This is a genomic window from Pedobacter sp. GQ55 (assembly GCF_059758925.1).
In genome coordinates this window covers 106,851-119,635 of sequence record NZ_JCAXEI010000003.1, presented here as the reverse complement: position 1 = coordinate 119,635, position 12,785 = coordinate 106,851, and the positions used below count along the sequence as shown (strand labels likewise).

Sequence of the window (12,785 nt, the reverse complement as noted above, 5' to 3'; positions counted from 1 at the left end):
CGCTTTTTTACTGTTTTAACACAATGTTATGTTAAAAACCAGGGTTATTCGGCAAAAGATTAGGATTAACATTAATTTCCTGTTGAGGTACTGGAAATAACAATTGTTTTTCTGCGAACGTAGCTCCAAAAGTAGTTCTGTGGCCAACAAAATTATCCCAGTTTCCTGTTACATCGTTATGTACTTTTCTTGTTCTGATCATGTCAAACCACATTTTGTTTTCAAAACAAAGTTCAAAATTTCGTTGTAACCATACCTCTTGTTCAAATGTTGTTTGAGACAATGCGCCGATAGGTGCAAGTTTTGCCCTGTTTCTAATGGCATTTACATATCCAATAGCTTTAGAATTAGGTCCCCCCTCGGCTCTGTTAGAAGCTTCAGCATACATTAATTGTACATCAGGCAGGCGGTATAGCGTGAAATTAAGATCTGATTTTACTGTGTTTAAAACTGCATCAGTATCGAACCACTTATAAATATAAGCCTGTCTGAAAGTAACTGTTGCTCCAGTTTTTATATTTGGATAACTCCTGTAGAAAAACTGTCTTTCGGCAACTCTTTTATCACCTGCAGCAAAAGATTGAATGAACTGCGGAGTTGGATAAACCGATCCATATTCATCAGAATATTTAGATATCCCCGAAAAATTAGGAATGGTTAATGGTGTAAGCGGATTATTTGAAGGAACAGCTGCAGCATATTGTACCTGAAATATGAACTCACCTGTATTTTTATTTGAAGGTTTAATCATATCTGTATATTCAGGAAACAAGGTATAACCACCTTTCTCAATCACATCTAAAGACCGCTTAGCCGATTCAGCATAAAACTGATTTCCACCATTAATTGCTGCACCTGCATAGGTTAAGTATACGTCGGCCAGTATTGATTTTACTGCTCCCATAGATACCAGTCCGGTTGCATCTTTCCATCCAAGTGTTGATTTTTCTGCTTCCAACAGGTCAGGAATAATAATGCTATCGTATATTTCCTTTGCTCCAGTACGCGGAAAATTCAGGTTAAGGTCCTTTGGAGTTTCGGTTACCTTTGGAACAGCTCCGTACATACGTACCAAGTAAAAATAATATAATGCCCTTAAAGTGCGTACTTCGGCCATCATATTGGTTTTCTCCTCATCTGTTAGGCCTGTAGCATTAATGGCTGGTATTTTTTGAATAGCCAGGTTACATGCACCAATACCAAGGTAAAGTTGTCTCCACCAGGTGTCGAAATAAAATGAGGTTGCATTGTAAGATAGATTAGAAAAATTAACGAAGCCCGTTTGGCCCAGATCGCTATTTGCTTTACCGGTCACAAACTCCATCAGGTTCCAGGTATTACCTCCGTAAGATGAAGGTTGGCCTGCTAATAACCCCTGCAAGTTTTGATAGCCTGCATTTGCAAACCCTCTGGCAACTTTTTCGCTTGACAAATCCGATTCCGGTGTCAGAAAATAGGTGGGTTTTTCTTCCAGAAACTTTTTGCATGAGCACGTAAGCAATATACATGCTACCAATATTATATTTTTTATCGTTTTCATATGAGTAAATTTTAGAATGATGCCTGTAAACCAAGATTCCATACACGCGGACGAGGATTAGAAAAGAAATCCAAATTTTGAGAAAATGCTGAATTAGAACCGTAGCCTGAATTAAACGTATCTACCTCAGGATCATATCCGGTATACTTGGTTATGAGAAACAAGTTCTGAACACTGGCGTATACGCGAAAGCGACTAAGATGTAATTTACTTACAGTAGCTGCCGGCAAACTATAGCCTAACATAAAGTTCTGGCCGCGTATAAATGAACCATCTTCTACCCACCAGGTATCAAAATGAGAATCCTGAGCAAATCTGTAATTACGAACCTGAGAAACAGAGGTGTTTTGATTTGTTGGAGTCCATGCGTTTAACACAGTTGCAAGACTATTCGAAAGTGTTTGTCTGTCTTCAACCGAGTGTTTAAAGTTAGCAGCGGTATTTACACCTTGAACAAAGCGGATATCAAAAGCAAAATCCCAATTCTTATATTTAAAATTACTACTGAAATTTCCGGTCCATTTTGGATAAGCCTGGCCAATGATGCTGTAATAATTACTGCCATCTGGGTTGTAGATGTATTTTCTATCACCAGGTTTTAAATTATGTGCAGCAGCTTCAGCGCTTTCAGAATCGCTATAGGTTCCAAGACGGGTCATTCCATAAAAAGATCCAATAGGTTCACCTACCCTGATCACAAAGTTCTCGCCCAGGAAGTTTGGCCCAGGGAAGATATCGGCGTTACCATCATTCAGTTTCAATACTTTGTTTTTATTGCTTGAAAACAGGAAGGTTGTTGACCACTCAAAATCTTCATTTTTAACATTGACAGTATTTAAGCTTAACTCAATTCCTGAATTTCTAACCGAACCTACGTTTTTGTAAACATTGGCATTTACTTCGCCAGCCGACCATGGGATTGGTGTTTGAAGTAAAAGGTCTTTGGTTACCCTATTGTAATAATCAGCGGTCAGATTAACACGATCTTCAAATAACCCTAACTCTAATCCTCCGTCTGCTTGTATTGATCTTTCCCATTTTAAGTCGGCGTTGCCAATATAACTAGGAAGCAATGTAGACTGAGCCGCACCATTTAAAACAGTTGTACTTGGTTGAATTTGTGCAAGAGAACGCGCCTGCCCTATTTCCTGGTTACCTGATGTACCATAACTTGCCCGTATTTTCAAATTAGAAATTGACTTGTTATCCTTTAAAAAATCTTCTTGTGAAATACGCCATGCAGCACCTACAGAAGGGAAAAATGCATATTTATTGTTCTTTCCAAATCTGGAAGAACCATCGTAACGACCTGTTGCAGTAAACAAATACTTCTCGTCTATATTATAGGTAAGACGTGCGTAGAAGGAAGCAAGGGATGACTGATCGTCCTGAGATTCGTTGGCACTTTTAACCGAGCCGGCCTGTTGATAATGCCATTGGAAAATATCATCAATAAATGATTGCGTTTCTGAACGAACTCTTTCATAACCAGTTCTTTGAAAAGATACCCCAAGTAATGCGGTTAATTTTTGCTTGTCGTTTATCTGCTTGTTCCAGGTTAAGTAGTTTTCTGTTTGCCAGTAATAGTTTAGGTATGAATTAATATTGGCTACCCCTCCCTGATCCTGCGATAAATGCGGTAAATTTAAGGAAGAGTAAAAGTTATTTTTCTGTCCGCTTAGATTATATCCAAAATCGGTTTTAAAATCAAGATCTTTACTAAGATGTAATACCGCATATACATCGCCAAGCATCTGCATATTGTTATTAATGGTATATCTTTCGTTAGCAATATGAACTGGATTTGGAGCACCTTCTAATCCGGCAATATCAAAATTTCCTGCCCATGATCCATCCGGATATTTAACCGGAACAATCGGCACTTCCTCTGTTACTGCCCTGGGAACGTTTAAGCTACCATTTCCGTCAGTTACCATACGCTGGGAGCTTCTGATCAGGTTTACGTTTCCACCTATTTTGAGCCAGTCTTTAACATCATTATCCATTGTCATTTTTACAGAATAGCGTTTAAAACCTGAGGTTGGTGCCAGACCATTCTGGTCCAGGTAACCTAAAGACAAACTGTACACTGATTTTTCGCTACCACCCTGTATATTCAACTGGTGACTTTGCGAAAAAGCAGGTTTATAAGTTTCTTTCTCCCAGTTTGTATCATAAATAGGTTTATCGTTTGTATCAAAAAGCAATGGGAAATTATCATGATTTAGTGCTACAGGAGGTGCCCAAACTGCGCCAGCCGGATCAAATTTTTGGCCATTTGCAAATGACTCATTGTATATTTTCACAAACTGTTCAGAATTTAATGTAGGTAAATGCCTGTACAGCTCACTTATGTTCATATTAGTTTCATAAGAAACTGTGGCATCACCCTTTTTCCCACGTTTTGTGGTAATCATAATTACACCATTTGCACCTCTTGATCCATAAATAGCAGTTGATGAAGCATCTTTTAGTACTTCTACCGAAGCTACATCCAAAGGGTTAACAGAGTTTGGATCTACGCCAACTACCCCATCAATTACATACAATGGATCTATATTGGAGTTAATTGAACCAATACCCCTTATCCTTACCTTTGCCGCAGCGCCCGGAGCAGCACTATTAATACTAACCTCCACACCGGTAACCTTACCCTGCAAAGCCTGTGATATATTAGCAACAGGTTTATCCATCAGTTGCTCGCCTTTAACCGTAACTACGGCACCTGTAAGGTCTGATTTTTTTACAGTACCGTATCCAATTACCACAACCTCATTTAAACCACTTGAGGATTCTGTTAATTGGATATTGATGGTTTTTCTGGCGCCTACTTTAACTTCCTGAGTAGTATAACCAGTGTAAGAGAAAACCAAAATATCGTTTTCTCCTTTTACCTCAATGCCGTAATTCCCGCTGGCATCGGCGGAAGTAGCGAGTGTGGTACCTTTTACCAGGATACTTACACCTGGTAAAGGACTGTTGTCTTTTGCATCGCTAACCTTGCCAATAATCTTAAGCTGAGCCATCGCATGAAAGGACAGCATAGAAAATATGACCGAATAAAATATTCTTTTCATCATAATATTAGTTTTAGAATTTAGTTTTAGTTTTTTGAATGACCAGGATTTCCTGGAATAGTGGGTCAGCTAAAACAATTTAGTCATGGTGGCAAATAATTGATATCCACAAAGATTAACTTAAGCTTTAGATGATGTAAATAATAGTCCAGAACACGCATAGTTTAGGGATTTAAGTAGACACGATTTTAGCACTTGGAGCGTTCCAGAATTTCTAAGGAAATGGTGATGGTAGCATTATGTAAATACATACCATACAAATAGATATTGCTCGTTTCATACTATGAACTTAATATTTAACAGTAAATTTGGTTACGACACCATTTCGATCGATTACTTCGCTATGAATGTATCTACAATATAAATAACAAAAAATTAAGTTCCAAACATTTTGAGGATAAAGAGGGAGATACCTAAATATTGAGTGCTTTTTCCAGGTTATCTTTAAAGTTTCGTCCGATGGGAATTTGATGGCCATCCAGCACAATTCTGTTCCTTTCCAAACGCGTTATTTTCTGAATGGATACGATGAAAGATTTATGTACCCGGATAAAACGGTCGTGCGGAAAAATATCAAGCATTGCTTTGATTGATCCTTTGAGCAGGATCTTTCCGGTATAAGTATAAATTATTGCATAGTCTTTGAGCCCCTGGATATGGATAACATCATTAAAATGAAGTTTTATGCGCTGCACACCACTTTTAACAAAAATAAAATCAGTCTCCTGAAAGGAAGGATTATCATCAATATTTATATTCTGCGCTTTTAAGGTTAGGAATTCCGTGATTTTTTCAATGGCCTGTTTAAAACGATTAAAGGATATTGGTTTTAATAAAAAATCAATTACTCCCATTTCATAACCTTCAAAAGCGTAATCTCGGTATGCCGTTGTAAAAATTGTAAGTGGCGGATCTGTTAGTTCCTTTAGAAATTCAATACCTGTCATTTCAGGCATCTCAATATCTAGAAATAATACGTCGACAGGTTGATTTTGCAAAAAACGCAAGGCTTCGCGCGTGTTTGCAAACAGCGATACGGAATGTACATTGTCGATACGTTTTAAGTAACCGTCCAATATTTCAAGCGCAAGCGGTTCATCATCTACAACAACAATTCTCAGCATTATTTCCAATTTCAATCCATTTAGTTATATTTCAATTGCCAGCCTGGCATGAAAAATATTTTTCTTATCATCAAGTTCAAGGCGGTATTTAGCCGGATAAAGCAGCTCTAAACGTTTTCTTAAATTATCAAGTCCTATCCCACCCTTGCTTTTATTAGAAACTGTTGATGGTTTGGAGTTTTCTATATTAACCGTTAATGTTGCATTATTCAATGCGATATCAACAGTAAGCCAACTATTTTCAGTTTGTTTACTAAGCCCATGTTTAAAAGCGTTTTCTACCAAAGGAAGCAGCAATAAAGGGGCAATTTCATGTCCTTTTAGTTCAGCGTTAATATTCAATAAAATAGCAGAATCTGCACTAAACCTAAGTCGCTCCAGTTCAATATAATTACTTAAGTAAGCGATTTCTTTTTCCAGCAGCACCTTTGCATCAGTACTGTCATACAACATGTACTCCATCATTTCTGATAGCTTAAGTACTACATCCGGCGCCAGTTCTGATTTTTTAAGTGTTAATGCATACAAGTTGTTTAATATGTTAAACAGGAAGTGCGGATTTACCTGGGCACGAAGAAAATTAACTTCGGCATTTAATTTTTCTACGGTAATTTTCTGAATGAGGAGCTGTTGGCCATACCAATCCATACTTAATTTAAGTGCCAGCATTAAACCCAAATACCATAAGGTGCTAAAAAAGTTGTAAGATAGGCTTTCCATTAAATCGCTGTTACGCATAGGGCCTATAACATAACCATACAAATAAAAATCAAAAAGGCTCTGTGCTGTTAAATAACCTATTACAGAAGCAATAACTGCCGCGGAGTAAATAAAGTAGTGTTTCTTCAGCAGGTATTTTGGTAAGAAAAAATGAAGGTTAAGGTAGGCAATGACAATTAGCAGAGCAATCCTTACAGTTACACAAGCAGCAAAATAAGGCATACTGGCTTTGTGTATGAGGTATCTTTTCTCATATATAAAGAATCCCGTAATCAACAACCAATAGGCACTATGAGCCAGGACATACTTTAGGGAAACGGCCCCTTTTGAAAATGGCAGTTTAACCTGCTTGTCAAGAAAGTCCATATTTAAATATCATACATAAAGGAACTTAAAAGTGCTAAACCTGCAAAATTATTTCGACGAACAGCATAAAAAGTAGAGGTTCGTCTACTTTTTTGTTTGCTGGTCTACTATTTTTCTGCATGGTTTCCTTTTCACCTAATATTGTTCAGGTATTTAAATTTAAAAAATTGCATTATGAAAACCACAACATTCAATCAGGCGTTTATTAAGATATTTACACTGATTACATTATGCTTTACTGCATTCAGCTTCACAACAAAATTTGGATTGGACAGTTATGAGATTTACCTAAACAACAAGCTTATTCTTAAACAGTCGGTAAACGAGCCTTTGAGTTTAAGGGTACTGCAACTTGATAAGGCAAATGTTAATGATCAGTTGCGCATCAATTATATACACTGCACTTTAAAGGGGGCAGGCACCAATAGAAATATTGTTCTAAAAGATGAAAAGGGAAAGAAACTGAAAGATTGGTCATTTGCTAATGCGAACGGTTCCGATTTAAATATGGTGATCTCGGTAAAAGAGCTGTTATCGCTGATAAAAAACAATCCCAATCATGAGCTGAGCCTGTATTATACTTCAAAGGAACAAACTAAAAGTCAGATGCTGGCATCTCTTATTGTTAAATAAGACTAAAGGTGCCCAGAAGGCCTGCCTATTAGAGGCAGGCCTTCTTTTTGTCTGTAGAAAAGGAATAGCTTATTCGTGTAAGCTAAAAAATTCGTACCTTGAGGCCATTACGACTAACGCAGCTAGCTGAAAGCACAAGAAAAACACAACATGGCAGAGCAACTCATCCATATCTGGGCAGGAATGTCACAAAATAAAACAGAAGAACAATTCTATAAATACTTTGATCAGAGTAAATTCCTGAAAGACAACAATAGTTTTAATACAGATGAAGCCTATCCCAGAAACGCACCTGATTTTCAACTTCGTTCTCAGTTCAGCAAAGACATTGGCAAGGAATATGATTACGATGCAGACTGGCTGACCATTTATCATGGTCGCAAAAGAATCAGCATCCAGGCTGCCATAGAAGAGCTACCGATTTGGGATGACCAAACAGAAGTAGACATCTATCAGGCCTGTATCAGCAAAGGCATTTCTACGGTAAACTCTATTCTTTGTTATGCAGATGACGAGCTTAGCATAGACAATCCGCTTGAAAACTATAACGATATGATCTATATAGGAAGTTTTAACAACCCACGATAATTCGGACCACTATAAAAGCATACTTTTAAGCTCTTTAAGAAATTCGCATTGCTGCTGATTGATAAATTCCTCAGCTTGCGTTAAAGAAAACCACCGGGCCTGGTCTATTTCTGGAAAATCGACAATTTTACCTGATTTAGGTGGCCATTCTAAAGGGAAGGTATTGCATGTGATGTTGTCGGCATCTAAATCACCACTAACAGCCCAGCAATTAACTATTTTACCACCCTTCTGAACCACTGGTTTCAGTGCTTTAAGATCTCCATGAGGCAGATAACCTGTTTCTTCATTAAATTCCCGCAAAGCCGCTTGTAAAGCATCTTCATCAGGCAATAGTTCGCCTTTAGGAACAGTCCACCAACCTTTGTCCTTATTACGGAAAAAGGGACCACCAGGATGAACCAATAAGACTTCTGGTTCTTTATTATTTAACCTGTACAGCAATATACCAGCACTCTGTTTACTCATTGGTTGTAATTTATAGATTATTGCTTAAATAAAGATGATGATGTCGCAATCACCCCTATTAATTGTCTTTTCTCACCATGCAAGTTTAACTTACTTACCTCTATATTTGTTTTATACCAAAGAATAAACATTTATAAATTAATACAATATGTCATTTCAAGGATACTTAAAAACCATCAAAGAAAAAACCGGGTTAGATCCACAGGATTTTAAGAATAAAGCCGAGGAGAAAAAATTCACCTCAAACGGGCGGCTTCTGCCTAGTGTAAAAGCGGGCAAAATTGTGAATTGGTTAAAAGAGGAATGACCTGGGACATGGGCATTCAATGGCTATTTATGCCATATTAAAGGGTATAAAAAATGAAAACAGCCAGTAATCCCTTAACAGTGGCTTCTAACTTGATCGATACTAATAACCGGAAACAATTGGAGGCCCTATTTCTGGAGCTTACATCAAATAGCCAAGCCCTTTGGGGTAAAATGAAACCGCAACAAATGGTAGAACACCTGATAGATCAGGTGCAATACACCAACGGTAAAAAGGAACCCTTTTGCGAAGTTTCTGAAGAGCAGGCATTGTTAGCAAAACAGATCAACGTCTATACTGCGGTAGAGATCCCTAGAAATGTGATTTTGGGGGAAATCTCGGATCAGCTAATTTATCCGGACCTGCCTACTGCCATTCATAAATTAATGATCGAACTTGAGGTTTTTGATCAACACTTTATTAAGCCGGAAACTTTAGTTATACACGGTGGATTTGGACCAATGAATTATAATGAATGGTGTATATGGCACAGCAAACATTTCTCACATCACTTAAAGCAATTTAACATCAAAGTATCTCCTCTCCTCCGTTGAAATCATTGAATAGATTTAATCTCCTTATATTCTATTCCTTCCATTAGCAACGAAGATGATATCTTTGTTTTTTATTTACAATCATGCCTACAACTATTTTTAAAAAAATTGCACTAATAGGAAGTATCCTTTTTGTCGGTTACTTTGCAAATGCTCAAACAGTATCAGTCCCTGAAAATACACCTCCGGAATGGTCTGCTCCGTATCAACCATTTCGAATAGTAGGTAATCTGTACTATGTTGGCACCTACGATCTGGCGTGTTATCTAATTACCACATCAGAAGGAAATATACTTATTAATACCGGACTTGCTGCGTCGGCAAATATGATTAATAAAAATATAAAAACATTGGGTTTCAAACCTGCTGATACACGGATATTATTAACAACACAGGCACATTTCGACCATATGGCCGCAATGGCAAGTATTCAGCGCCTTACCGGCGCCAAAATGATGGTTAACAGAGGAGACTCATCTGTAGTAGCAGATGGTGGGAAGTCTGATTACGCACTGACCACTACCTTTGAACCTGTTAAAATTAACCGCATTCTGAAGAACAGAGATACGGTAAAATTGGGAACTTTGAGATTGGTGATGCTTAATCATCCTGGCCATACAAAAGGTTCCTGCAGTTTTCTGTTTGATGTTAAAGATAAGCAAAGATCTTATCGTGTTTTAATAGCCAATATGCCAACCATTGTTACTCAGAAAAAGTTTTCGAAAATACCAGCATATAAAGAAATTACGAGTGATTATGCATATACCCTAAGTGAAATGAAGAAATTGTCTTTTGATATATGGCTTGCCTCGCATGCCAGTCAATTCGAGCTTCATAAGAAACATAAACCAGACGACAAGTATAACCCTAAGGCCTTTATGGATAAAAAAGGTTATGATGCAGCATTAAATGACTTACAACTTCAGTTTTCCAATAAAATAAAGGAAAAATAATAAATAGACTATTACTGAGCTCTGCTGTTCTCTGTGCGCCCTGTAGATTTATTAGTGTAAGTAACCTTTTTAAGCCTGCCAAAACTATAAGCAAGGGTAACCCGGTAATATTTGTTGTTATTCTTTCTTGCAAATTCAATATAAGTCTCACCAATTTCATAATAACCCGCAGGTTTATCCTTCCGAAAGATATCGTTGGCTAGTAAATTGAGTTTTAAAGCTTTATTAAAAAAATCCATTTCAACGCCCAAAGCCGCTAAAACTTGGTTATGCCTGTAAAAAATCCCGTCGTACTTATCTCCTGTATACCTGGCTAATACCTGAATTTTAAATAAGTTATTGATGTTAAAACTATTGCTGGAATAAAAATGGAACTGCGGGCGGCTTGTCATCAAACCATAAGGGAAGTCGCCAGTCATATATTTATTATAAGTTAGATCAACTGTGTTCATAGATGTCAACCAGTTTAGGTTAAAGGGAATGGACAAGGAAACAAACCAGGAACTAAGTTTACTAAGGTTTAAAGGTTTTAATACATAGGTATTTTCGGCTTCGCCCTGTATTGCTGCCCCGGTAATAGCATCCCTGGTATCTGAATATCCTGCTGTAAAACTGTACTTTTCAAACGATGCTCCTAACTCAAAAGAGTTTGTTTTTTCAGGCTTTAAGTAAGGATTCCCCTCTATACTGGTGTAAGCATCCTGATAAATACCCGAAGGATTTAAAGCCTGGTACCTTGGCCTGGTTATCCGCGAAATATAAGACATTCTAAACTGAAGCCGATCAGACATTTTAACAGCCATAAAGGCACTCGGAAAAAAATTAAGGTAATTGTCTTTTATCTCTTCTAATCCCTGAACATCAGTTTCCAATTTATAACTGGTCCATTCGGTTCTTACTCCTATCCCATAGCTTACCTTTTGGCTCATTTGACCGTTGAAATTCAGATATGCAGCAGGAATATTTTCCTGATACTTAAAGTCTGCAGATCGGGTTTCATCCAGTATAGAACTTCCATCTTTAGCAGTAAAAAAATCTGAATTGAATTTATTACTGACGTAGCTGTATTTAGCTCCGAATTCAAGTTTGTTATTTAAATTAAATGCCTTAGTATAATCTGTCTGAGCATTTGCCAATCTAATTCTATAACCTGCTTTATTATTTAAAACGTTAAAGGATTCCTGCCCATTAACTAAGTTATGTTCATTTATATCATCGTCTGTTTTCGAAACATACCCCGCATATTGGCCGCCAATAAATAAAGAAGAACCAAGGCTGTCTATATCTCTGTTGTAATTAAAATTAATGGAGTTGTTATTGATTACATTATCATTAGCGATGTCACTTCTAAAAAAACCCTTCATTAAGGTAGCAGTGATGGCATTTTCACTTTTAGTACTTCCCCCTAAGTCATTATAAGATCCACTATATTCGGCCGAGAGGTAACTCTTTTCGTCGAGATCGTATTGCCCTCCAAGACTATAATTAGAAAAATTATCATATTTCCTATTCCAGTCAGTCATGAGTATAGAGCTAAAATGATCCACAGACTTTAATCTTGACCTTGTGGTATTTAATATTTCTCTGGTATTACCCAGCAATAGCCCATAGCTTCCTGTTAAGGATAGTTTATTCTTTTTATAGTTGGCATCTATATTGGTATTTGCACTTGGAGAACTAAAATCTGAAGTGGTAAATAGCTGTTTAAAACTCCCTTTATATCCTTCTTCGGCATTTGTAACTGTTATCACATTAATAACTGATTTACCTTCCGCATCATATTTTGAAGAGGGATTTGCAATAATTTCAATCTTCCTGATCTGTGAAGAGGAAATAGACGACAGCTGTTCGGTAGTTATTCTCCTTCCGTTTAGGTAAATAATGGCTTCGCCCTTCCCCCTAACAGACACTCCTTCTTCAGTAACGTTAACATTTGGGGATTTGGAAAGAATTTCAATTGCAGAAGTGCTTGTTGCTAAAATTGTATTAGCCACATTAACTTCAATTGTCCCGTTTGCTTTATTTCTAAATAAAGGAACTTGCCCAACCACCTCTACCCCTTTCAAGATCCTTTGGTTGATAAGCATAGGCACCTTCTTAAGATCTAAAAACCGCTGAGCAGAACTGATCTGTAAAGGGCCCTGATATTGCTTGTTATATTCCATGGAGGAAACCACCAGTATATAGGTGCCATCTTGTATGTTTGTTAGCTGAAAAAATCCTGACGTATCTGTAAAAACACTTTTAATCATAGATGAATCTTTAGCCGAAAGTAAGGTCGCTATTGCAAATTCGACTCCTTTGCGAGTATTCATGTCGACGGCTGTTCCCTTAATATTGCCCAGCTGAGCATGAGCATTAATTCTGGTTAAAAAGATCAGGATAAATAGGGTTGTAAAAACTCTGGACATAGTGGTGTATTGGATTCTTTTTTTCAAAAGTCCAAAACAATTCC

At 37.3% G+C, this 12,785-nt stretch carries 11 protein-coding genes; 5 read left to right on the top strand and 6 right to left on the bottom strand.

The features are described from left to right. Positions 1 to 31: 31 nt before the first annotated feature. From AC6CH7_RS09450 to AC6CH7_RS09435, 4 genes are all read right to left on the bottom strand, one after another. Complete coding sequence (locus AC6CH7_RS09450) at positions 32 to 1,540, bottom strand: RagB/SusD family nutrient uptake outer membrane protein (protein ID WP_498262457.1); 1,509 nt, start codon at positions 1,538 to 1,540, stop codon at positions 32 to 34. Positions 1,541 to 1,551: 11 nt separating this feature from the next. After that, positions 1,552 to 4,620: a SusC/RagA family TonB-linked outer membrane protein gene (locus AC6CH7_RS09445; RefSeq protein WP_498262456.1), complete on the bottom strand. Its 3,069-nt coding sequence runs from the start codon at positions 4,618 to 4,620 to the stop codon at positions 1,552 to 1,554. A 410-nt stretch (positions 4,621 to 5,030) separates the two neighbouring features. Next, positions 5,031 to 5,741: a LytR/AlgR family response regulator transcription factor gene (locus tag AC6CH7_RS09440; protein ID WP_498262455.1), complete on the bottom strand. Its 711-nt coding sequence runs from the start codon at positions 5,739 to 5,741 to the stop codon at positions 5,031 to 5,033. A gap of 24 nt (positions 5,742 to 5,765) precedes the next feature. After that, positions 5,766 to 6,827, bottom strand: a complete 1,062-nt coding sequence (locus AC6CH7_RS09435) for a sensor histidine kinase (protein WP_498262454.1) — start codon at positions 6,825 to 6,827, stop codon at positions 5,766 to 5,768. Between the two features lie 174 nt (positions 6,828 to 7,001). Here AC6CH7_RS09435 and AC6CH7_RS09430 point away from each other — a divergent pair, with 174 nt between their 5' ends. Together AC6CH7_RS09430 and AC6CH7_RS09425 are read left to right on the top strand one after the other, a co-directional pair. Next, complete coding sequence (locus AC6CH7_RS09430; RefSeq protein ID WP_498262453.1) at positions 7,002 to 7,460, top strand: hypothetical protein; 459 nt, start codon at positions 7,002 to 7,004, stop codon at positions 7,458 to 7,460. A gap of 150 nt (positions 7,461 to 7,610) precedes the next feature. Continuing rightward, positions 7,611 to 8,048, top strand: coding sequence for an immunity 22 family protein (locus AC6CH7_RS09425; RefSeq protein ID WP_172663124.1), 438 nt, complete (start codon positions 7,611 to 7,613; stop codon positions 8,046 to 8,048). A 9-nt stretch (positions 8,049 to 8,057) separates the two neighbouring features. On the opposite strand, the gene AC6CH7_RS09420 is transcribed toward AC6CH7_RS09425, so the two are convergent. Further along, the gene (locus tag AC6CH7_RS09420; protein WP_498262452.1) at positions 8,058 to 8,516 is read right to left on the bottom strand and encodes an NUDIX hydrolase; all 459 of its coding nucleotides are present in this window, start codon (positions 8,514 to 8,516) and stop codon (positions 8,058 to 8,060) included. A gap of 148 nt (positions 8,517 to 8,664) precedes the next feature. On the opposite strand from AC6CH7_RS09420, the gene AC6CH7_RS09415 reads away from it, so the two are divergent. The 3 genes from AC6CH7_RS09415 (at position 8,665) to bla (ending at position 10,330) form a co-directional block, all read left to right on the top strand. Continuing rightward, positions 8,665 to 8,823, top strand: coding sequence for a DUF4287 domain-containing protein (locus tag AC6CH7_RS09415; RefSeq protein ID WP_498262451.1), 159 nt, complete (start codon positions 8,665 to 8,667; stop codon positions 8,821 to 8,823). A gap of 53 nt (positions 8,824 to 8,876) precedes the next feature. Continuing rightward, complete coding sequence (locus tag AC6CH7_RS09410) at positions 8,877 to 9,377, top strand: hypothetical protein (protein ID WP_498262450.1); 501 nt, start codon at positions 8,877 to 8,879, stop codon at positions 9,375 to 9,377. Between the two features lie 83 nt (positions 9,378 to 9,460). Next, positions 9,461 to 10,330, top strand: a complete 870-nt coding sequence (gene bla, locus AC6CH7_RS09405) for a subclass B3 metallo-beta-lactamase (protein WP_498262449.1) — start codon at positions 9,461 to 9,463, stop codon at positions 10,328 to 10,330. Positions 10,331 to 10,341: 11 nt separating this feature from the next. On the opposite strand, the gene AC6CH7_RS09400 is transcribed toward bla, so the two are convergent. Next, the gene (locus tag AC6CH7_RS09400; protein ID WP_498262448.1) at positions 10,342 to 12,741 is read right to left on the bottom strand and encodes a TonB-dependent receptor domain-containing protein; all 2,400 of its coding nucleotides are present in this window, start codon (positions 12,739 to 12,741) and stop codon (positions 10,342 to 10,344) included. Between the last annotated feature and the right edge of the window lie 44 nt (positions 12,742 to 12,785).

What these genes read in the sequence shown, in the direction of transcription:
- AC6CH7_RS09450 (WP_498262457.1), bottom strand. Translation starts at nt 1,540, where the DNA reads ATGAAAACGATAAAAAATATAATATTGGTAGCATGTATATTGCTTACG.
- AC6CH7_RS09445 (WP_498262456.1), bottom strand. Translation starts at nt 4,620, where the DNA reads ATGATGAAAAGAATATTTTATTCGGTCATATTTTCTATGCTGTCCTTT.
- AC6CH7_RS09440 (WP_498262455.1), bottom strand. Translation starts at nt 5,741, where the DNA reads ATGCTGAGAATTGTTGTTGTAGATGATGAACCGCTTGCGCTTGAAATA.
- AC6CH7_RS09435 (WP_498262454.1), bottom strand. Translation starts at nt 6,827, where the DNA reads ATGGACTTTCTTGACAAGCAGGTTAAACTGCCATTTTCAAAAGGGGCC.
- AC6CH7_RS09430 (WP_498262453.1), top strand. Translation starts at nt 7,002, where the DNA reads ATGAAAACCACAACATTCAATCAGGCGTTTATTAAGATATTTACACTG.
- AC6CH7_RS09425 (WP_172663124.1), top strand. Translation starts at nt 7,611, where the DNA reads ATGGCAGAGCAACTCATCCATATCTGGGCAGGAATGTCACAAAATAAA.
- AC6CH7_RS09420 (WP_498262452.1), bottom strand. Translation starts at nt 8,516, where the DNA reads ATGAGTAAACAGAGTGCTGGTATATTGCTGTACAGGTTAAATAATAAA.
- AC6CH7_RS09415 (WP_498262451.1), top strand. Translation starts at nt 8,665, where the DNA reads ATGTCATTTCAAGGATACTTAAAAACCATCAAAGAAAAAACCGGGTTA.
- AC6CH7_RS09410 (WP_498262450.1), top strand. Translation starts at nt 8,877, where the DNA reads ATGAAAACAGCCAGTAATCCCTTAACAGTGGCTTCTAACTTGATCGAT.
- bla (WP_498262449.1), top strand. Translation starts at nt 9,461, where the DNA reads ATGCCTACAACTATTTTTAAAAAAATTGCACTAATAGGAAGTATCCTT.
- AC6CH7_RS09400 (WP_498262448.1), bottom strand. Translation starts at nt 12,741, where the DNA reads ATGTCCAGAGTTTTTACAACCCTATTTATCCTGATCTTTTTAACCAGA.